The sequence below is a fragment of the Rhizobium sp. AN68 genome (genome assembly GCF_030758035.1).
Classification (GTDB): Bacteria; Pseudomonadota; Alphaproteobacteria; order Rhizobiales; family Rhizobiaceae; genus Agrobacterium; species Agrobacterium tumefaciens.
Genome location: NZ_JARWMI010000002.1, coordinates 920602 through 941969, shown reverse-complemented (window position 1 = coordinate 941969; position 21368 = coordinate 920602). Strand labels below are relative to the sequence as shown.

Annotated in this window: 17 protein-coding genes and 2 pseudogenes; 9 read left to right on the top strand and 10 right to left on the bottom strand. The window is 58.7% G+C overall.

What is annotated here, in order from left to right:
* Positions 1-39: 39 nt before the first annotated feature.
* A complete protein-coding gene (locus RBH71_RS07770) occupies positions 40-804 on the bottom strand; it encodes a sulfite exporter TauE/SafE family protein (RefSeq protein WP_003511429.1) in 765 nt (254 codons plus the stop codon).
* Between the two features lie 103 nt (positions 805-907).
* Here RBH71_RS07770 and RBH71_RS07765 point away from each other — a divergent pair, with 103 nt between their 5' ends.
* The 6 genes and pseudogenes from RBH71_RS07765 to RBH71_RS07740 all read left to right on the top strand — a co-directional run bounded on the left by RBH71_RS07765 (position 908) and on the right by RBH71_RS07740 (position 7623).
* The gene (locus RBH71_RS07765) at positions 908-1561 is read left to right on the top strand and encodes a thiamine phosphate synthase (protein ID WP_003511427.1); all 654 of its coding nucleotides are present in this window, start codon (positions 908-910) and stop codon (positions 1559-1561) included.
* A gap of 8 nt (positions 1562-1569) precedes the next feature.
* A pseudogene (locus RBH71_RS07760) lies at positions 1570-2669 on the top strand (tetratricopeptide repeat protein).
* Between the two features lie 164 nt (positions 2670-2833).
* Positions 2834-3634: an inositol monophosphatase family protein gene (locus RBH71_RS07755; protein WP_003511424.1), complete on the top strand. Its 801-nt coding sequence runs from the start codon at positions 2834-2836 to the stop codon at positions 3632-3634.
* 200 nt (positions 3635-3834) lie between these two features.
* Positions 3835-4854 carry a hypothetical protein gene (locus RBH71_RS07750; protein WP_003511423.1) on the top strand — a complete coding sequence of 340 codons (1020 nt, stop codon included), beginning with the start codon at positions 3835-3837 and terminating at the stop codon, positions 4852-4854.
* 2 nt (positions 4855-4856) lie between these two features.
* On the top strand, positions 4857-5888 hold the full coding sequence (locus RBH71_RS07745; protein WP_003511422.1) for a peptidoglycan -binding protein: 1032 nt from the start codon (positions 4857-4859) through the stop codon (positions 5886-5888).
* 89 nt (positions 5889-5977) lie between these two features.
* A pseudogene (locus RBH71_RS07740) lies at positions 5978-7623 on the top strand (FAD-binding dehydrogenase).
* Positions 7624-7634: 11 nt separating this feature from the next.
* Here the strand turns inward: RBH71_RS07740 and RBH71_RS07735 are convergent.
* Entirely contained in the window at positions 7635-9434 is a 1800-nt protein-coding gene (locus tag RBH71_RS07735) for an ABC transporter transmembrane domain-containing protein (RefSeq protein WP_013761837.1), read from the bottom strand.
* Between the two features lie 261 nt (positions 9435-9695).
* Between RBH71_RS07735 and rpmE the strand changes: the two genes are divergently transcribed.
* Positions 9696-9917, top strand: coding sequence for a 50S ribosomal protein L31 (gene rpmE / locus RBH71_RS07730; RefSeq protein ID WP_003506183.1), 222 nt, complete (start codon positions 9696-9698; stop codon positions 9915-9917).
* Positions 9918-10068: 151 nt separating this feature from the next.
* Here rpmE and RBH71_RS07725 read toward each other — a convergent pair whose 3' ends face one another.
* The 3 genes from RBH71_RS07725 to RBH71_RS07715 all read right to left on the bottom strand — a co-directional run bounded on the left by RBH71_RS07725 (position 10069) and on the right by RBH71_RS07715 (position 12467).
* Positions 10069-10584 (bottom strand): DUF1465 family protein, encoded by a 516-nt coding sequence (locus RBH71_RS07725; protein ID WP_003511419.1) that lies wholly within the window; start codon positions 10582-10584, stop codon positions 10069-10071.
* A gap of 405 nt (positions 10585-10989) precedes the next feature.
* Complete coding sequence (locus RBH71_RS07720; RefSeq protein ID WP_003511418.1) at positions 10990-11181, bottom strand: DUF1192 domain-containing protein; 192 nt, start codon at positions 11179-11181, stop codon at positions 10990-10992.
* Entirely contained in the window at positions 11178-12467 is a 1290-nt protein-coding gene (locus RBH71_RS07715) for an MFS transporter (RefSeq protein ID WP_323687235.1), read from the bottom strand. Before RBH71_RS07715 ends, RBH71_RS07720 begins: the two co-directional genes overlap by 4 nt.
* Before the next feature lie 136 nt (positions 12468-12603).
* Between RBH71_RS07715 and RBH71_RS07710 the strand changes: the two genes are divergently transcribed.
* Positions 12604-12759 carry a hypothetical protein gene (locus RBH71_RS07710; RefSeq protein ID WP_200951524.1) on the top strand — a complete coding sequence of 52 codons (156 nt, stop codon included), beginning with the start codon at positions 12604-12606 and terminating at the stop codon, positions 12757-12759.
* Positions 12760-12815: 56 nt separating this feature from the next.
* Here RBH71_RS07710 and RBH71_RS07705 read toward each other — a convergent pair whose 3' ends face one another.
* The 3 genes from RBH71_RS07705 to RBH71_RS07695 form a co-directional block, all read right to left on the bottom strand.
* Positions 12816-13841: a class I fructose-bisphosphate aldolase gene (locus RBH71_RS07705; RefSeq protein ID WP_003511414.1), complete on the bottom strand. Its 1026-nt coding sequence runs from the start codon at positions 13839-13841 to the stop codon at positions 12816-12818.
* 190 nt (positions 13842-14031) lie between these two features.
* Positions 14032-15234, bottom strand: coding sequence for a phosphoglycerate kinase (locus RBH71_RS07700; RefSeq protein WP_003511413.1), 1203 nt, complete (start codon positions 15232-15234; stop codon positions 14032-14034).
* A 68-nt stretch (positions 15235-15302) separates the two neighbouring features.
* Entirely contained in the window at positions 15303-17168 is a 1866-nt protein-coding gene (locus RBH71_RS07695) for a potassium/proton antiporter (RefSeq protein ID WP_111803069.1), read from the bottom strand.
* Positions 17169-17554: 386 nt separating this feature from the next.
* On the opposite strand from RBH71_RS07695, the gene RBH71_RS07690 reads away from it, so the two are divergent.
* Entirely contained in the window at positions 17555-17821 is a 267-nt protein-coding gene (locus RBH71_RS07690) for a hypothetical protein (RefSeq protein ID WP_003511410.1), read from the top strand.
* Between the two features lie 200 nt (positions 17822-18021).
* On the opposite strand, the gene gap is transcribed toward RBH71_RS07690, so the two are convergent.
* A complete protein-coding gene (gap, locus tag RBH71_RS07685; protein ID WP_003511409.1) occupies positions 18022-19032 on the bottom strand; it encodes a type I glyceraldehyde-3-phosphate dehydrogenase in 1011 nt (336 codons plus the stop codon).
* A gap of 62 nt (positions 19033-19094) precedes the next feature.
* Positions 19095-21077 carry a transketolase gene (gene tkt, locus RBH71_RS07680; RefSeq protein WP_003511408.1) on the bottom strand — a complete coding sequence of 661 codons (1983 nt, stop codon included), beginning with the start codon at positions 21075-21077 and terminating at the stop codon, positions 19095-19097.
* Positions 21078-21368 lie beyond the last annotated feature (291 nt).

The following is a 21368-nucleotide window of genomic DNA, read 5'->3' as shown; positions in this document are numbered from 1 at the left end:
CGTGCGTGCTGCCAGGGCTTTTTAGTTGGCGCCTTGGGTCTAGAAAGGCAGCCCGTCCCACAGCAGTTTCAGCGCCGCGATCAGCGCCATGGTATACATCAGCGGGTAGAACACTGATGGCTTCAGATACTTCACCACCCTTGCGCCGGCAAGCGTCGCCAGCATTGCCACCGGCAACAGGCTCGCCGATGTCTTGAGGTTGGTTGCATCAAGCGCTCCCAGCGCGAAATAGGGAATGAGCTTTATTGCATTCATGATCGCGAAGAAACGCACGCTCATGCCGGTATAGGTCTTGGGATCGAGCTTCAGCGGCAGAACATAGATCTGGAAGGGTGGGCCACCCGCATGGGCCACGAAACTCGCATAACCGGACAGGCTGGACCAGAGTGTTGCAGCCACCGGACGCTGCGGTCTGGCCGGAATCTCCTGCCCTTTGCGGCTTTTGAAGCTCTCCTGGAAATAACGCAGTACGAACAGGATCGTCACCGAGGCGACGACGAGGCGCATGGCGTCTGCCGAGATGAGGCTTGAGGTCGCCCAGCCGAGAGTAATGCCGGCGATCGCGCCCGGAAGCATGATAAGGAGCGTTTGCCGGTGGTTGTGGTGCCGCCAGGCCCATAGCGCCACAAGATCCATCACGATCAGGATCGGCAGGAAGATTGCCGCCGCCTGCACGGGCGGGATGGCAAGCGCCATCAGCGGCACGCCCATCAGTGCCAGCGCACCGCCCAACCCGCCCTTGGAAAGGCCGACAAGCACGACTGCGGGGATGGCGACGAGGAAAAAATGAAAATCGGTCAGCATGGATGAAGGTTGATCCTTTCGCCGGTCCGGTCTATCGGATTTATCATATCAAAACGAGTGCAGATAACGCCGAAAGTGTCTTCTGCCTGAAATGGACGAACCGATGACCAAAGTTGATAACCGTTGCCGCCTTGTTCTGATCGTCCCGCAATTGGACGACGCGCAAAAGCAGGCGACAGAATTGCAAGAAGCACTGCGAGGCGGCGATGTGGCTTCGGTCATCATTCCGCAATATGATCTGGATGACGCCACTTTCCAGAAACGCGCCGAATTGATCGTGCCGATGGTGCAGGAGGCTGGTGCCGCTGCCCTTATCGCGGGCGACAGCCGCGTTGCGAGTCGGGTGAAGGCGGATGGCCTGCATGTGGCGGGCAATGCCGAGGCGCTTGCGGAGGCCGTGGAAAATTTCGCGCCGAAGCTGATCGTTGGCGGCGGCAATGCCGATGATCGCCATAAGGCTCTGGAGATGGGTGAGTCCAATCCGGACTACGTGTTTTTTGGAAAGCTCGAAGGCGACATCAAGCCGGAAGCGCATCCCAAAAATCTGGCACTCGGCGAATGGTGGGCATCGATGATCGAGATTCCATCCATCGTCATGGGCGGCACCGATATCTCTTCGGTGGTTGCCGTGGCCGAAGCCGGCGTGGAATTCGTGGCGATGCGCAGCGGCGTTTTTGACAATGCCTCGGGTGCTGCCCAGGCCGTTTCTGAAATCAACGCGTTGCTTGACGAAAAAGCGCCACGGTTTGACGGTTGATACAGGCGATGTTGATGCGCTCGGTTCACGTCTGCCTTTCTATTTCGCTGCTGGCGCTGTCTTTCGGCGCGCCGGCGGGCGTCGCTTTTGCCCAATCCGGACCGCAAAGCGAAAGCAACGCGCTTTCCCGCCAGTTGGAGGATGAGGCGCAGCCTTCCCGTCAGGGCAGGGTGCAGTCCGAAGAGCAGAAGGACTTGCAACCGTCGCAGGGCGTCAACGTCTATCAGCGCATGGGCGCGGACCTGCCGGCCTTGCCGCCTGAAAAGGAGTTCAAGGGCCGGGTGGATGAGGCCTATGGGCATTTCCAGCGCGGCGAATATGTCCAGGCGCTCGACAAGGCGCTCAACCGTGCGCAGAACGGCGATGCGGCCGCCCAGACGCTGGTGGCGGAAATGATGTCGCGTGGTCTCGGCATCGCCCGCGACGAAAAAGACCGCGGCCTTCTGGTACCAGCAGGCGGCACAGGGTGGCGATCCCGTCGCGATGTTCAAATTCGCCCTCATTTTGATGGAGGGCAAGTTCGTTACCCGCGACAAGGCGAAGGCCGACGATTACATGCACCGTGCGGCGGAAGCCGGCAATGCTTCGGCTCAGTTCAACAGGGGCAGATACTGGTTTCGGAAAATCCCGGCGTAAAGGGATTACTGATGGCCATGCCGTATTATGAAAAGTCCGCCGAGCAGGGCATTGCCGACGCGCAATATGCAGTGTCGCAGATCTACCACTCGGTCAAGGATGTGCCGGCCGAAAAAAGGCCAAGGCGCGCGATTGGCTGACGCGGGCCGCAAAGGCCGGCTACGATACCGCGCAGGTCGATCTCGGCATCTGGCTGGTCAACGGTTTTGGCGGCGAGCGAAATCTGGATGAAGGCTTCCGCTGGCTTTACGGTGCTGCGCAGCGCGGCGATGTCGTGGCGCAGAACAAAGTGGCGCATCTTTACATTCAGGCGCTCGGCACACGGCCCGATCCGGTGGAGGCGGCCAAATGGTACGTGCTTTCCCGCCGCGCCGGGCTGAAGGATCCGTCTCTCGAGGATTTTTATCTCGGGATCACCGACGAGCAGCAGAAAAAGGCTATCGAGGCGGCAAATCGTTTCCGTCCGATGTGATGCAAGGCCGGTTGTTCGGCGCCAGCGTGCATGTGCAGGCTTTTTGCCTTGAATTTCCGCGCGTTTTGTGGTCTTGAACCGCAAACTTTCAATTCAAGAAAATAATGACGTTCCTGCCCGGCTAGCTTGCGGGTGGTTCGCAAGCTTTCCAGGAAACAAATTCGATGGCACGTTCAGCCCTTCTCAATGTGATGGTTCAGGCCGCCCTCAAGGCGGGTAAGTCTTTGTCGCGTGACTTCGGTGAAGTGCAGAACCTTCAGGTTTCGGTCAAGGGACCGAGCGATTTCGTATCGCAGGCGGACCTCAAGGCTGAAAAGATCGTGCGCGACGAGCTGATGAAAGCCCGCCCCACCTACGATTTTCTGGGTGAGGAAGGCGGCGAGGAAAAGGGCAGTGATGGTGCGCATCGCTGGATCGTCGACCCGCTAGATGGCACGACCAACTTCCTGCACGGCATTCCGCATTTCGCCGTTTCCATCGCGCTCGAGCGTAACGGAGAAGTCGTAGCCGGCGTGATTTTCAATCCCGCGACCGACGAACTCTACACCGCCGAGCGTGGCGGCGGCGCGTTCCTTAACGATCGTCGTATCCGCGTTGCCGCGCGCAAGGCGTTGACGGATTGCGTCATCGGCTGCGGTGTGCCGCATCTCGGTCGCGGCAATCACGGCAAATTCCTCGTCGAACTTCGCCATGTCATGGGTGAAGCAGCCGGCATCCGCCGCATGGGTGCTGCAGCACTCGACCTTGCCTATGTTGCAGCAGGTCGCCTCGACGGTTTCTGGGAAGCAGAGCTTTCGCCGTGGGATATGGCGGCCGGTCTGGTGCTGATTCGCGAAGCTGGCGGGTTCACCTCCGACGCCAAGGGCGGCGCGGATATCTTCGGCAGCGGCAGTGTTGCTGCCGGAAACGAATATATCCACAAGGCACTTGTGGAAGTTGCCAACCGTCCGATTCCGGGTCGTTGATCGATTTCGGCAGAAAACCTGCCGTTTAATCCAGGTTTTAGGCGCCCGGCGAACTATCGCCGGGCGTTTTTGTTTTTTCGGTCTTCGGTCAAGCCGGCTTTCGTGAAATGCCTGTGACGAAAGACAGGCTTTTCGCTTCAAATCGTCGCAATTTTCAAATAGCGTCCGGTTGATACGTGACCGAAGGGAATGCGAACGTTATGGCGGATTCGGAGTTGCTCGATCTCGGCGTGGAGAAGCCGGTGACCACACGGCAATACAGCCACAAGCTGTCCAGCCCCACACCGTTTCTGTGGACGATGGTTCTGTTTCTGATCCTCGTCGGCTTTCTGGCGGCCATTCTTTACCGGCAGGCGCACACGGCCTTCATGACGAATCCGGGCTTGAACGGCTTCATTCTCGGCGTTCTCGTCATCGGCATCATTCTGGTATTCACGCAGACCATGAGCCTGCGTTCGGAAGTCCGCTGGTTTAACGCATTCCGGGCCGCCGGCAGCGCCGAGAAAGTCGGCCGCGCTCCAAAACTGCTGGCCCCCATGAGCACGCTGATCGGCAAGCGTGGCGAAGTCCGGCTTTCTGCAGTTACGCAGCGGACAATTCTCGATTCCATCGCGACACGCCTTGATGAATCGCGCGATACTTCACGTTATCTTGTCGGCCTTCTGGTATTTCTCGGCCTGCTCGGCACCTTCTGGGGTCTGATCGGCACCATCGGCGCCATCAGCAATGTCATTCAGTCGCTTGATCCCAGCGCCGGCACCAGCAACGATATTCTAAGCTCGCTCAAGACCGGTCTCACTGCGCCGCTTTCCGGCATGGGAACGGCGTTTTCCTCGTCGCTCCTCGGCCTTTCAGGCTCCCTGATCCTCGGTTTCCTCGATCTTCAGGCCGGCCGTGCCCAGAACCGTTTTTACACCCAGCTCGAAAACTGGCTGTCGTCGGTGACGGATACGTCGGCGGATGGGCCAAGGGAATTCAACGCTGAACCCGGCGCAATGGTCAGCACTGAGCGCTCGCTCGCCGCCATGACGAGTCTTGCTGAAGGCATTCAAGGTCTGGTCAAGAACATGCGCAGCGAGCAGCAGATGTTGCGTGACTGGATCGAGGCGCAGCAGGAGGAATCGAAATCGCTTCGCCGCACGCTCGACCGGTTGTCGACTCGTATCGACAGCGAGACAAAATCTTCCGGACGCACCCGGCACGATAACGGGAGCGAGTAGCCATGGCGCTTGCGCGCAACCGCCGCCGCGACAGGGGTGTGGATTATTGGCCGGGTTTCGTCGATGCGCTGTCGACGCTGCTCATGGCCATCATGTTCCTGCTGACGGTCTTCGTGCTGGCGCAATTTGTTCTGTCGCGGGAAATTAGTGGCAAGGACGAGGTGTTGACCCGCCTCAACAGCCAGATTGCCGAATTGACCGAACTTCTGGCCATGGAAAAGGGCAGCAAGCAGGATATCGAGGACGCGCTGGCGAGCCTGCAATCAACCCTTGCCGCATCTGAAAGCGAGCGCTCACGTCTGCAGTCGCTTCTCGATGCGGGATCGGGCAACAATGCAAGCGCCAATGCCCGGATTGGCAGCCTGACCGGCGAGCTGGATGACCAAAGACAGGCCAATTCCCGCGCCTCCGCACAGATTGAATTGCTCAACCAGCAGATTGCGGCGCTCAGGGCGCAGATCGCATCGGTGGAAGCCGCCCTGCAGGCGTCGGAAGCCAAGGATACCTCATCACAAGTCAAGATCGCCGATCTCGGCCGCCGTCTCAATGTTGCGCTGGCGCAGCGGGTTCAGGAACTCAACCGCTATCGTTCTGATTTTTTTGGGCGTCTGCGTGAAATCCTCTCGGATCGCGAAAACATTCGCATCGTCGGCGACCGCTTTGTCTTCCAGTCCGAAGTGCTCTTTCCATCCGGTGGTAACGACCTCAATCCGCAAGGGCAGGCGGAGATGGAGAAGCTGGCGGCCGCGCTGATCGATCTTGCCAAGGAAATCCCCACCGAGATCAACTGGGTTCTGCGCGTGGATGGCCACACGGACAATGTCCAGCTTTCCGGGTCCGGTCGCTTCCGTGACAATTGGGAACTTTCCTCGGCACGCGCAACCTCCGTGGTGAAGTTCCTGATCTCCAAGGGTGTTCCGGCCAACCGGCTGGTCGCTGCCGGTTTCGGTGAATATCAGCCGATTGCCGAAGGCGACACGCCGGAAGCACGCCAGCAGAACCGCCGTATCGAACTGAAGCTCACCGAGCGCTGACACCTTAAGCCGTATCATAGCGGTTGCCTTGAGCTGAAAGTGAATTTACGTTCGCGTAAACGTAATTCTGTCGCATCTGGGAGGAGCTGATGGAGCGATATGATGTGATCGTTGTCGGCGCGGGGCTTGCCGGTCTGGTCGCAGCGACAGAGGCTGTTGAGCGCGGTTTCAGTGTTTGCCTTGTGGATCAGGAGGGGGAGCAGAACCTTGGCGGGCAGGCCTTCTGGTCGCTGGGTGGTCTGTTTTTTGTTGATAGTCCCGAACAGCGCCGAATGCGGGTGCGCGACAATCTCGATCTTGCAAGGCAGGACTGGTTCGGCTCCGCCGGTTTTGATCGCCTGGAAGATCATTGGCCGCGCCGCTGGGCGGAGGCTTATCTCAATTTCGCCGCAGGCGAGAAACGTCAATGGCTGCATCGGCTGGGCATGCGCTGGTTTCCCGTGGTCGGCTGGGCCGAGCGTGGCGGTGCCCTTGCTCATGGCCACGGCAATTCCGTTCCACGTTTCCATGTCACCTGGGGCACTGGCCCCGGTGTGGTGGCGCCTTTCGTTGAAAAGGCAAAGACCATGACGGCAAGCGGTCGGCTCACCTTTCGGTTCCGCCACCGCGTCGATCATCTGGATATCACTGACGGCAGGGTGACGGGCATTTCCGGTGTTGTTCTTGCCAGGGATCCGGTGTTGCGCGGGCAACCAAGCAGCCGGGAAGAGCAGGGTGATTTTGTCCTTTCGGCCTCGGCGGTCATCGTCAGTTCCGGTGGCATCGGCGGCAATCAGGAACTGGTGCGGCGCAACTGGCCGTTGGAGCGGCTGGGCAAGCCCCCGCGACCATGGTCTGTGGCGTGCCTGCGCATGTGGATGGCCGTATGATCGCCATTACGGAAACAGCGGGCGGAACGGTCATCAATCGCGACCGTATGTGGCATTATACCGAGGGCGTGAAAAATCACGATCCGATCTGGCCGGACCATGGCATTCGTATTTTGCCCGGCCCCTCGTCTTTCTGGTGCGATGCGGATGGAAACCGGCTCGCAGCACCCGCGATGCCGGGCTTCGATACGCTCGGCACGCTTAAGATGCTGGGCGAACGCGGCAGCGGTCACAGCTGGTTCATTCTGACCAAGGCAATCATCAAGAAGGAATTTGCGCTTTCTGGTTCGGAGCAAAATCCAGATCTGACGGGTAAGGATGTGCGGCTACTGCTCAAACGGTTGGGCAAGGAGCCACCGGGGCCGGTGCGGGCTTTCATGGAACGCGGCGAGGATTTCGCCGTCCGTGATACGCTGGAAGAACTCGTGGCGGCGATGAATACCATAAACGGGGACAATCGGCTGAATATTGACCACATCCGCTATCAGATAGAGGCAAGAGACCGGGAGATCGAAAACGGTTTCAGCAAGGATGCGCAGGTTACGGCGATCCACGGAGCGCGGTGTTATCTTGGTGATCGGTTGATGCGCACTGCAAAACCACATCGGTTGCTAGACCCGACAAAAGGGCCGCTGATTGCGGTGCGCCTGCATGTGTTGACTCGCAAGACGCTTGGCGGTTTGCATACGGACCTAGAGGCGAGGGTGCTGGACGCGGCCGGCAACCCTGTTCCGGGCCTCTATGCTGCCGGAGAGGTGGCAGGCTTCGGCGGCGGCGGCATGCACGGATATAATGCGCTGGAGGGCACATTCCTCGGCGGTTGCCTGTTTTCGGGCCGTGTTGCGGGGGGTAGCGTGCTGGCTTAAGCCCACAGGGCTCACGCTTGAGCGCGCAGTTCGTCCGGCCCTGTCTGGAATTGCAGCCGGGCAAGTCTCGCGTAAAGGCCGTTCTGGCGGATAAGGCTCTGGTGCGTGCCTTCCTCGATGATACGGCCCTCATCCATCACGAGAATGCGGTCGGCCTTCAGCACAGTGGCGAGGCGATGGGCAATGACGATGGTGGTGCGGGTTTTCATCAGCTCATCGAGCGCCTTTTGCACCAGCGTTTCGCTTTCGGCATCCAGTGCGGAGGTCGCTTCGTCAAGAAGCAGGATAGGGGCGTTGCGCAGGATGGCGCGGGCAATGGCGATGCGCTGGCGTTGACCGCCGGAAAGCGTTACGCCGCGCTCGCCCACCTGCGTGTCATAACCATCGTTCAGCCGGGCGATGAAGCTGTCTGCCTGCGCGGCGATAGCGGCCGTGCGCACTTCTTCGCGTGTCGCAGCCGGCCGACCGAATGCGATGTTATCGTGGATGGAGGAGGCAAAGATCGCCACATCCTGTGGAACAATGGACAGTCGCGCGCGCAGATCGGCAAGGCTAACATCGCGGATATCGACGCCATCGATGGTGATGCGGCCCTCCTGCGGATCGTAGAACCGCATCAGCAGCGAAAAGACCGTGCTTTTTCCCGCCCCGGAAGGGCCAACGATGGCGACGGTTTCGCCGGCATTGACCTTGAAGGAGAGCCCGGAGATGATCGGGCCACCGGTTGCGAGTGGATAAATGAAACCGACATTCTCGAATGCCGCTTCGCCGCGCGGCGGCTGAACCATCGAAACGGGTGCTGACGGCTCGGCAACGGGCGAGCGCTCGTTCAGCAGTTCGGAAAGCCGTTCGGCCGCGCCGCCCGCCTGCGCCAGTTCACCCCAGACTTCTGAGAGCTGGCCTAGGCCGCTTGCCGCGATGACCGAATAAAGCACGAACTGGCCAAGCGTACCCGCCGTCATGCCGCCGGACAAAACGCTTTGCGCACCATACCAGAGAATGCCGACGACGCTGCCGAAAACGAGCGCGATGGCGACGGCGGTGAGAATGGAGCGGGCGCCTATCGCTGCGCGTGCACCCTGATAGGCTGCTTCTACGGAGGCGCCGTAGCGGGCATTTGCAAGCGCCTCGGCGTTAAAGGACTGCACGGTGCGGCTCGCCCCGATCGTTTCCGAGGCATAGGCGGCGGAATTGGCCAATGTGTCCTGCGTATTGCGGGAGCGGGCACGAACGGAGCGCCCGAAAGCAATCAAAGGAAAAACGATGAACGGGATGGCCAGGAGCGCGAGGCCGGAAAGGCCGGGGCTGGTATAGATCATCATTGCCACCGCGCCGCAACACATGATGATGTTACGCAGCGCAACGGAAGCTGACGAACCGAACGCCGAGCGAATCTGTACGGTATCCGCGGTCAACCGAGAGGTCAGCTCTCCCGAGCGGTTGGCATCGAAAAACTGCTGCGACAGCGTGGTGAGATGAGCAAAGACATCCCGGCGCAGATCGGCAACGACCCTTTCGCCGATGGTCATGACATAATAATAGCGCATGGCGCTGGCGAGAGCGAGAAGGACGGCAATGGCCAGAAGCACGGCGAAGTAGCTGTTGATCATGCCACCGTCCGGCGTCTGGAAACCGTGATCGATGATACGGCGAACGGCAAGCGGCAAGGCAAGTGTCGTGGCGGAAGAAAGCACAAGCGCAAACAGGGCCGCCGCCATCAGGCCGCGATACCGCCTGAGATAGGGAAACAGGCCAAGCAGCGGCTTCAGGTTTCTCTGTTTAGCCGCTTTCTGCTCTTCAATGTCTGCCACGTCCGCTACACTCCTCGTTCCGTGCCGTTTTTCGGCCTTTTGCGGGTGAATTTCCGGCGCGCGGTAAAATTCTAGTCCCTGCGGCTATCTCCTTTCACAAGGGGATAGCAGGCTCTTGTTATCTGGGCGACCTTCATGTATAGGCTCCGCATCGAATTGGGAAGCCATAGCCCATCAGGACTATGGCTTCATTTATTGAAATGGCTCAGTTGACGCAATTGCGGCAAATGGACCGCACGTCACTTAACCAGGAAGATTGTCATGAAGGCTGATATCCATCCCGCTTATCACACGATCAAGGTCGTCATGACCGATGGCACCGAATACGAAACCCGCTCGACCTGGGGTTCGGAAGGCGCAGTCATGAACCTTGAAATCGACCCCAAGTCCCATCCGGCATGGACGGGCGGCAACCAGCAGCTTATGGACCGCGGCGGTCGCGTTTCCAAGTTCAACAAGCGTTTCGGCGGCCTCGGCCTCTAATCCACTTGTGGACGGATCATTTAAAAAAGCCCGGTTTTACCGGGCTTTTTTATTGTCTGTCGATCCGGTGAAACGAGCCCATTGTAGGCCAAAACAAAAAAGCAGGCCCATGAGCCTGCTTTTCAAATTGTCCGGATAAGGTCGTCTTTTCTCAGTTGATTGAGAAAGCCGTGCGCAGAAGGTTAAGCTGCGCCTGCACGCTGTTTTCGTTGTCAGGTACCTTGGTGGCTTCGGACGGGCGGTAAATTTCACGGTCGAGAAGGGCAACGCGGTTCTGGAGGCGGAGCGACCGCTCGATGAGGTCACGGAAGGACTCAGGCAGGTCGTTCCAGCCTGGAGCGTTGCGATCGACGTTGAAGCTGTCGAGCCGCACCTTGCTTTTTTCGCTGAGAACCTGATCGCGTGTCATCTCGCCATTGTTGACGGCGCGCTGCAGAAGCAGCCAGGACGCCATCTGCATCAGGCGGGTGGTGAGGCGCATCGATTCTGCCGCGTAAAGGACAGACGCCATGCGCGGCAGAACCTTTGAAGCGGTACGACCGGCTCCATCAAGATAGCTCGCCGTTTCCTCAACCAAGGTCATGCCTTCGGTATAGAGGGTCTTGAACTGGTTGGAAGCAGCCGCGCGACCCGCAAAGCTAATGGTATTTAAAACCTGTTCCGACATTTTCTTTAAATCCCTGCTCACGCACCACACTGTCAGGCAACGACGACCGGTAATATTTTGTTCCGGCCTTTAGTGTTTTCAGGATGGTATCTTTACCTGAAATGCGCAAGGCAATTATTAAAGAAGGGTTAATACCCACAGTTTTACGAAATCCGGTGATCGGTAAAAAAAGAGCCGCGAAAGCGGCTCTCAAGGTAAAACAGGGAGAAAAATCAGACCAATTCGCCGTATGGAGAAGATGCCTGAGGCCCAGAAGAACTGGACATGTATAGTAATCTCTCAGAAAGCTTAATTTTTGGTTAATGGTAAACGAAAGACTGCATCAGAATCGTTAATCTCGTTTGCCTTTGTGGCAGCAGCTTATCGAGTTAAGACTTGGCCGGAGGTTTTGCTGAAGGCCGCCTGTCAGGACCGGAAGAGGTTCTCCGCCGCAAGCCGGCCGGCAGACTTCCTTTTCCTCTCCTCTTCAAGTCGGGTGATTTCGGTTTGAAGAATGTCGATGCGGTTGCTCAGCTCGTCCACCGAAAGAAGGCTGAGATCGCTGCCGATCTCATGCGCTACCGGTTTTTGCGGACGGTCATCGTCCAAGAGGCTCATATGCCTGCTCCTTTTTCAACATGGTCGCCATCGTCCTCGGGATATTGCGGCGCGCGCGGGTCAAGCGCAATGCTTTCCGGTGTCACGAGCGGTGAGGGCGTTGTCGGCATCATCGTCGAGAAATTGTCCTTTTCGGCGTTCGAAAGCGTGGCGCGCTGACGGCTTCTGATGATGGCATAGGCCGTGATCAGCACATGGGCGACGGCTGTCACCAGGAACAGCGCATAGGGGCCGGAATAGGTCATGACCGCGCCGCCGAGCGTCGGGCCGATGATGGTGCCGATGCCATAAAGCAGTAGCAGTCCACCGGAAACCTTGACGAAGTCTTCCGATGCCGCAAAGTCGTTGGCATGCGCTACGGCGATGGGATAAAGCGCGTTCGCGGCGGCGCCGTAAATGGCGATCATCGGAATGAGCACATAGACATCATGCGGCTGCACGGCCGCCACGGCCAGGCCCGCAACCGCGCCAAGCCCCGCCAGTCCTGCAAGCACATAACGGCGGTCAATCCGGTCCGAAAGGCGGCCTGCAGGAAGCTGGGCGAGTGCGCCGACGAAAATCGTGACGGAAACCATGATGGCGATCATGGTCGGATCAAGGCCCGCCCGCGCGCCGAAAACGGCGCCAAGCGTACCGTAAGCACCATTGGCGATGCCGATCATCAGGATACCGACGAAGGAGACCGGCGAATTCCGATAGAGGGCGGGTAAGTCCAGCTTCACCTTTTGCAAGGGCTGGGGACTGGCAGCCTTAGAAAGCGTGGCCGGCAGAATGGCGATGCAATAGATGATGCCGCAGATCATGAACAGCGAGCTATTACTGATATCGCCCATCGGCACGATCATCTGCCCAGCCACGACGCCAAGCAGCGTTATGGCGATATAGAGCGAAAAGATCATGCCGCGGCTCTCATTCGTCGCGCGCTCGTTCAGCCAGCTCTCGATGATCATGGAAGTGCCGGCGGTGCAGAAGCCTGTAAGCGCGCGGAGCGTAATCCACCAGACATCATCGATAACGAGGCCGGTCATCAGCACGGTCAGGCAGACAAGCGCCACGAAGGAAGCAAATGCCCGCACATGCCCCGCACGGCGCACGATGGCGGGCGCCACAAAACACCCAATGACGAAGCCTGCCGCCCAGGAGGTGCCGAGAAAGCCCAGAATTTCATTGGAATAGCCTTCCGCCGAACCGCGCATGGGTAGCACGAGACCCTGAAGGCCGTTACCGAGAAAAAGAAACAGAGTGCTGGATAAAAGAGCGAATACGGGTAGAAGATTTCTGCTCATGAAGACACTCTCATGCGTTCGAACGTATGGTCGGCAGGCCATAAGACGGGGGTTACCCGAATGAGTTGCACTCTTCTGGTGAACGGTAAAAATGTCCAGCCTGTGACGATGCAGAAATAAAGAAAAGGCTCAATAAATGACAAAGGCGATCGGCCTTTTTTTACTGCTGGCGATGATTGTGCAGATCATCCGCCCCTTGGGCCTGCCCGGCCTCAAGAAAAGAGGCGATTGCTGGAAGGTAGCGGTTGCCGCCTTCGTCATCTGGTCGGCGACGCTGCTTTTGCGCCCATAAAGAAAAAGCCGCCCAAGGGGCGGCTTCAATTTTTTATAAATGCCTGGGGCTATGCCTCAGGCAGCCTTTTCGAGTTCCTGCTTCCAGTTGCCCTTGGCAGCCAGGGTGTTCATCATCGCGCGGTGTGTGAAAGCACGCTGGCCGGCGGCGACATTTTCCTGCTTGCCGCCCCAAGCCTTGAGTGCGGTGTCCTGAAGGGCGCGGCCGTACGAATAGGTCAGCGACCAGGGCAGGTCGTAACCGGCATTCATGGCGGAGAGATGCGCCGTCGCCTCTTCGGAGGACTGGCCGCCGGAAAGGAAAGCGATGCCGGGAACGGCAGAAGGCACGGTCGCCTTCAGAACCTTCACGGTCTTTTCCGCCACTTCATCAACGGAAGCCTTGCGGGCATTCTTGCCGTCGATGATCATGTTCGGCTTGAGGATCATGCCTTCAAGGTTGACGCGGGCGTCGAACAGATCCGCGAACACGGTCTGGAGAACCCATTGCGTGACTTCCGCACAGCGATCGATATCGTGCGTACCGGGTTCGCCGTCCATCAGCACTTCCGGTTCCACGATCGGCACGATGTCTGCCTGCTGGCAGAGGGCAGCGTAACGGGCGAGCGATTGGGAGTTTGCCTTGATCGAACCCCAGCTCGGACGCTGATCACCGATGGTGATGACGCCGCGCCACTTGGCGAAACGCGCGCCGGCTTCATGGTACTTGCGCAGGCGCTCATACAGGCCGTCAAGGCCTTCGGTGATGAATTCACCCGGGTGGAAAGCCATCGGCTTGGCGCCGATATCCACCTTGATGCCCGGCAGGCTGCCGGCGGCCTTGATGATGTCCACGAATGGCGTACCGTCTGCGGCCTTCTGGAACAAGGTTTCTTCGTAAAGGATGACGCCGGAGATGCACTTCTTCATGGCGTCGTCGGAGCGGAACAGCATTTCGCGATAATCGCGGCGGGCGGTCTCGGTTGATTCCAGGTTGATGCTGTCGAAACGCTTCTTGATCGTTCCTGTGGATTCGTCGGCGGCGAGCAGGCCCTTGCCGTCTGCAACCATTTTGATTGCGATGTCTTCGAGACGTTCGGTCATTTGCTATTCTCCCAAGGCACAATAAATTCCCGATAACAGAAGTTCCAGGGCAGGGAAATGGCATGCTAACTCATTGAAACGATTGAAATCATTTCAATCGTTTGAAACTTTCCTCCCATGCGCACTTACCAAAAAACAAGGCCGGCCAAGCAACGCTTGTCCGGCCTCGTGTCAGGCAAGTGTGGGAAGTCTACTTGGCGGCGGTCAGGATGGCAACGCCCGGCAATTCCTTGCCTTCCATCCATTCTAGGAAGGCGCCGCCTGCCGTCGAGATATAGGTGAAATCGTCCGAGACTCCGGCATGGTTGAGTGCCGCGACCGTATCGCCGCCACCGGCGACGGAGACGAGCTTGCCGGCCTTCGTGCATTCGGCGGCATGTTTTGCGGCAGCAACGGTTGCCGCATCGAAAGGCTCGATTTCGAAGGCGCCAAGTGGGCCGTTCCAGACCAGCGTTTCCGCGCGCGAAATCCAGGCTTTGATGCTTTCGACCGATTTTGGGCCGACATCGAGAACCATGGCGTCAGCGGGAATGGCGTTGATATCGACGATTTCATTTGCCGCACCGGCCTTGAATTCGCGGGCAACCACGCCGTCTTCCGGCAGTACGATCGCACAGCCGGATGTCGCCGCCTCGATCATGATCTGTTTTGCGGTTTCGGCAAGGTCGTGCTCGCAGAGGGACTTACCGACTTGTGCGCCACGCGCGGCAAGGAAGGTATTGGCCATGCCGCCGCCGATGACGAGGGCATCGACCTTCTTGACGAGATTCATCAGGAGATCGATCTTGCTGGAAACCTTGGCGCCGCCGACAATGGCGACGACCGGGCGAACAGGCTGGCCAAGGCCTTTTTCCAGCGCCTCCAGCTCGGCCTGCATGGTGCGACCGGCATAGGCGGGCAGATGACGCGCCAAGCCCTCGGTGGAGGCGTGCGCACGGTGCGCGGCAGAGAAGGCGTCGTTCACATAGATATCGCCATTGGCTGCCAGAGCCTCGACGAAGGCGGTGTCATTCTTCTCTTCGCCCTTGTGAAAGCGGGTGTTTTCCAGAAGCAGGATATCGCCATCATTCATTTTCGCGACTGCGTCGGCTGCCGGCGCACCGATGCAATCGGATGCAAAGAAAACGGCGTGATCCAGCACTTCCTCGACCGCAGGCACGATCTGGGAGAGCGACATGTCGGCGACCGGTTCACCCTTGGGGCGACCGAAATGGGCGAGCAGAATGACTTTTGCGCCTTTTTCGGAAAGCTCCAGAATGGTCGGTGCAACCCGCTCGATACGGGTGCTGTCCGTCACTTTGCCATCCGCAACCGGCACGTTGAGATCAACACGGACAAGGACGCGCTTTCCGGCAATATCGTTAAGGTCATCGATGGTCTTGAAGGCGGGCATAGGTCGATCCTGATTTCGTTGCGAGTTCGGGACGGACCATACTATGCCTGATTGCCGACGCAAGCCGGTCAGGCCTCATTTTCTCTTGCCTCGTCTGAAGGCGCGGAAATGCCCTTGCCGGCAGCGGTGGAGCCCGACTGGCGCCGCTGCGCCAGATAAGTGCGCACGCGGCGGAGAATTTCCGAAAAGCTGATAAAGATCGGCAGGCCGATAGCCGGTTCGACCGGCTCAAGCGAAATTCCGATCCCGGTAATCGCCTCATGTTCGTCCAGCGCCCGAACGATGAGAACAATAGAACCGAGGCGCACCCGGTCGGCATAATCTGCCTTGCCGGAAAGGCGCGCCTCGATCAGTTCCGCGATGCTCATGGCATGCTCGTTTGCCGAAATAAGGCCGGGGCCGTAGGCGGCGTCAAGCTCCGTGGCCGGACGCGCGGGAGAGATTGCAAAGATCCCGAAGAAATCGGCGTCGTCATCCGCAACCGGCAGGGCGCTTGCAAACAGCCGGTCGATCAGCCGCGTATAACCGGGCGCGATGAAAAGATAGACGAGATCATTTTCGCGCAGGCGCCCGGCATATTGGTAGCGAATGGATTTGCCGTCGCGCACGACGAGCGAGGGCATTGCCCAGCGGGGAATACGCTCGCCCTGCATGATGGCGCTGCCTTTGGCCACGCGGTATGAAATCAGTTCGTGATTGGCAGTGCCGGGAAGGTCCACTTCCAGTTTGTCGACATCACCCATGCGCGGCGGCACGATCAGTCCGAGCCGTGTTGCCACCGGCTTGATGGTCCAGCCTTGCAGCAGAAGCGACACGAGCACGATGATGAAGGCGGCATTGAAATAGATTTGCGCATCGTCCAGGCCGCCAAGAATGGGCATGATGGCAAGCAGGATGGAAACCGCTCCACGAAGGCCCACCCATGCCACGAAGGAGGTTTCCTGCTGGGTATAGTTGAAGGGCATGAGGCTGAGCCACACCGCAAGCGGGCGGGCGACAAAGATCAGGAAAAGCGCAAGCAGCACGGCCGGAATAGCAATCGCTGGAAATTGCGATGGCGTTGCCAGAAGGCCGAGCATCAGGAACATGATGATCTGGGCAAGCCAGGTCAGCCCTTCATGGAAACGGCGGATGGTCTCCTTGGCAAAAATCCGGCGGTTGCCGGCAACGATGCCCGCCACATAGACCGCAAGAAATCCACTGCCGCCAACAGCGCCGGTGAAGGAGAAGACCAGCAGGGCAAGAGCCAGCACGAAGATCGGCGCCAGCCCGCGGTCGGCAGCGAAACGGTTGACGACTGTTGCGATCATGACGCCGCCGAGCAGGCCGAAAATAACACCGAGACCCATTTCCTCGACGAACAGCAGCAGGAAGCCGGTGTCGATGCCGGCCAGTCCCTGTCCCTTGGCGATGATCTCGACCAGCGCGACGGTGAGGAAAATCGCCATGGGATCATTGGTGCCGGATTCGACCTCAAGCGTTGAGCGGACCTGATCGCGGATATGAATGCCGCCGATGCGCAAGAGAAAGAATACGGCTGCCGCATCCGTAGAGGCGACGATGGCGCCGAGCAGCAGGCCTTCCAGCCACGACAGTCCGAGCAACAGGGCGGCAGCGCCTGCGAAAAACACGGATGTGAGGATGACGCCGACGGTGGCGAGGGCGACGGCGGGGGCTGCCGAAAGCCGGAAGGATTGTATCGACGTACCGAAACCGGAATCGAAAAGGATTACGGCGAGAACGAGCGAGCCGAGCATATAGGCGAGCGGATTGTTGGTGAACTGGATACCGAGGCCATCCACGCCTGCCGCAAGGCCAATCATCAGGAAGAGCAGCAGGAGCGGTGCGCCGAACCGGAAGGCGATGAGGCTTGAGAACGCTGCGACGAGAACCAGAACAGTTGCCACCAGCAACAGAAGATAAAATGATTCCACGTCCACCGCCTCTTTCAAACCGCGCTGGCCGTCGCAATCAATGCCCTGCACGTTTGCAGTCAATGCGCCACGGGTTGCGGTCTGTCAGCGCTGTTGTGGGTGGCGATGAAAGGCGACGCAAGGCGGGGTGTATCGAATGATACGGCAGGGCCGAAGTGCATTGCGCACGACCGTTGTCCCTGTTCTTCTTGTCCGTTTCAAAGTGGACCAGACGAAGGCAGGAAATGGGATTTTTTTCGGCGCCCGGGCGAAACGTTCATGGCGTATAGCGCTGTGGATGTTTCGCGCAAACAATTCGCGTGCCGGCGATTCGACGTAACATAGAGACAATGCAGCTACGTTAGTTGTCGCGTCCGAGTTGCTTTCACCATGACCGGAGCGATCGGATGAAACGGAAATCCATTACTATATTTATTGCCTTGCTGGCGGTCGGCCCAATTGTTTCGGGCTGTTCCAGCACGGAACAGACGGCTGAAAACATGGCCGCCCAACGCGAGCGTTGCCGGGTGTTTGGTTACCCTGAAGGTTCGCGTGATTTCGCTGACTGCATGATGAAGCTTTCCATGCAGCAAAGCGATTTGAGGCAACAGACTTTCGATACGATCTGGAGCGGTAGCAGTTCGGATCAGATTATCATCAACAACAAGAAATAACGGGTTGTGCAGTTCATCAGACTTGGTCGGTTTGGTCTCATGCGCCTCTTGCCGGGCGATGGTCTTCGATCCGAAGCGCCCCGCCTTGCTTCAGGATCGATGCCGGCGGGTCCCTCGTCCCGCCGGCAATTTTTTGGCAAAGAAAAACCGGCAGGATTGCGCCTGCCGGTTTTTCTTAATTCGCGAACCGTGGTGCCTGTTCAGATGGTCTTCGCAAATGCGACGGCCGTATCCGACATGCGGTTGGAGAAGCCCCACTCGTTGTCGTACCAGGAAAGAACGCGCACGAACTTGCCTTCCATGACCTTGGTCTGATCGATCGCGAAGATCGAGGAGTGGCTGTCGTGGTTGAAGTCGCGGGAGACCAAAGGCTCTTCGGTGTAGCCGAGAATGCCCTTCAGCTTGCCGTTGGAAGCGGACTTGATTGCTTCGTTGACTTCCTCAACCGTCGTGTCGCGCTTGGCGATGAACTTGAAATCGACGACCGAAACGTTCGGGGTCGGAACGCGGATCGACGTGCCGTCCAGCTTGCCCTTGAGGTGCGGCAGAACGAGGCCAACGGCCTTGGCTGCACCCGTCGAGGTCGGGATCATGGAAAGGGCTGCGGCGCGGGCGCGGTACAGATCCTTGTGCATGGTGTCCAGCGTCGGCTGGTCGCCCGTGTAGGAGTGGATCGTCGTCATGAAGCCGTGATCGATGCCAACGACGTCATCGAGAACCTTCACAACTGGCACGAGGCAGTTAGTGGTGCAGGACGCGTTGGAAATGACTAGATGGTCTTTCGTCAGCTGATCGTCGTTGACGCCGAAGACGACCGTGAGGTCAGCGCCGTCAGCAGGAGCGGAAACGATGACGCGCTTCGCGCCAGCCGTCAGGTGGGCAGCGGCCTTGTCGCGGGCGGTGAAGATGCCGGTGCACTCGAGCGCGATGTCGACACCCAGTTCCTTGTGCGGCAGCGTTGCCGGATCGCGAACGGCCGTAACCTTGATCGGCTTGCCGCCGCCAACGATGATCGTGTCGCCTTCGACCTTCACATCTGCCGGGAACTTGCCGTGGATCGAATCGTAGCGCAGCAGGTGGGCGTTGGTTTCAACCGGGCCGAGGTCGTTGATGGCAACGACTTCGATATCGGTGCGGCCGGATTCGACGATGGCACGCAGAACATTGCGGCCGATGCGGCCAAAGCCGTTAATGGCAACTTTTACAGTCATTTATAGTCTCCCGAACAAGATATGTGCTTGGTCTTTGCGGAATGTGAGGGCTTGGGAAGCCCTCATGCAAGTTTTGCCTCGACTGCGGCGACGACAGCTTCCGCCGTAATGCCGAAGTGCTTGAAGAGATCCTTCGCCGGCGCGGACGCACCAAAGGAATGCATGCCGACGAAAGCGCCGTCGGAGCCGATGAAGTAATCCCAGCCCTGGCGAATGGCGGCTTCCACCGCAATTTTGACCGGAGCCTTGCCGATGATGGCGTTGCGGTAGGTTTCCGGCTGCTCCTTGAAGAGCTCGAAGCAGGGAACGGAAACGACGCGGGCGGAAACGCCCTTGTCCTTCAGCGTCGCTGCGGCCTTGAGCGCTACTTCCACTTCCGAGCCGGATGCAAAGATCGAAACCTTGGCATCGCTTGCGGATACGAGTTCGTAGGCGCCGTAAGCGGAAAGGTTCTTTTCTTCGTATTCCTTGCGCGAAGGCGCAAGGTTCTGGCGGGTGAGCGCTAGCGCCGAAGGACGATGCTTCTGCTCAAGCGCCAGCTGCCAGCATTCCGCCGTCTCGGTTTCATCCGCCGGGCGGAAGACGAGCAGGTTCGGGATGGCGCGCAGCGCGGCGATCTGCTCCACCGGCTGGTGAGTCGGGCCGTCTTCGCCGACGCCGATGGAATCATGCGTCAGAACGTGGACGACGCGGATGCCCATCAGGGCAGCCAGACGGATCGACGGACGGCAATAGTCCGAGAAGATCAGGAAGCCGCCGGCATAGGGAATGAGACCGCCATGCAGTGCGATACCGTTCATCGCTGCTGCCATGCCGTGTTCGCGGATGCCGTAATGCAGGTACCGGCCGGAGAAGTCCGTCGGCGTGATGGACTTCATCTGGCTGGTCTTGGTGTTGTTGGACGGCGTCAGGTCGGCCGAGCCGCCGATCATTTCCGGCAGGATGCCGTTGATGACTTCGAGCGCATCTTCGGACGCCTTGCGGGTGGCGACGGTCGGGTTATTCTCGATGATCTTCTTCTTGAAGGCATCGATCGCGCTGTCGAAGTTGCCGGGCAGATCGCCGGCGAAGCGGCGCTTGAATTCGGCCTTCTTGCCGGCTTCGGTGGCTTCGAGACGGGCTTCCCAGTCCTGACGGGTCTTGGTGGAGCGCAGGCCGGCGAGACGCCATGCATCCAGCACGTCTTCCGGAATGACGAAAGCTTCGGCTTCCCAGTTGAGGCTCTTGCGGGCGGCGGCGATTTCTTCGGCGCCCAGCGGGTTGCCGTGAACCTTGTGGGTGCCCTGCTTGTTTGGTGCGCCGAAACCGATCACGGTCTTGCAGGCGATGAAGGTCGGGCGGTCGGATTTATGTGCAGCTTCGATCGCGGCGGCAATCGCATCCGGATCATGGCCGTCGACGCGTATGGTGTTCCAGTGAACAGCCTGGAAGCGGGCGATCTGGTCGGTGCTGTCGGAAAGGCCAACTTCACCGTCGATGGTGATGTTGTTGTCATCCCAGAAGAGAACGAGCTTGTTGAGCTTCAGGTGGCCGGCGAGCGCGATGGCTTCATGGCTGATGCCTTCCATGAGGCAGCCGTCGCCACACAGCACATATGTGAAGTGGTTCTGCAGATCGGAGCCGAATTCTTCTTCCAGCTTGCGTTCGGCGATTGCCATGCCAACGGCGTTGGCGATGCCTTGGCCGAGCGGGCCGGTCGTCGTTTCGATGCCGGTCGCGTGGCCATATTCGGGATGGCCGGCAGTCTTGGAGCCGAACTGACGGAAACGCTTGATCTCGTCGATCGTCATGTCCTCGTAGCCCGTCAAATAGAGCAGCGAGTAAAGCAACATCGAACCATGGCCCGCAGACAGCACGAAGCGGTCACGATCCGGCCACAGCGAGCTCTTGGGATCGAACTTCAAAAAGCGGGTAAAAAGAACAGTGGCGACATCAGCTGCGCCCATCGGCAGGCCGGGATGGCCGGAGTTGGCCTTCTCTACTGCATCCATGGCAAGAAAGCGGATTGCATTGGCCATCCGGTCGTGTTTGTCGCGAGAAATCATGGCTTTTCCGTCTGTTTCCGGGTGAAGGGAGATAGTTTTACGCAACTATCCAAAAAGCGGGTTGATCCATAGCAGGTGAGGCAGGCAAGTCAATAAATCCACGGGCAATTGCGGTTCTCTCAAGGATAAAAATCGTTTAGCAAAACGGGTGTCTCGAGAAAAATCGTGCGATATGTGTCGCCGTTTCCTCGTTCATCCACAGAGCAAAACGCCTCAATGCACTGGTTTGATTGACGTGATGATAAATCGGGTAATAACCTCTTGGATGTTGAAAAGGCCTGAAACCGGACG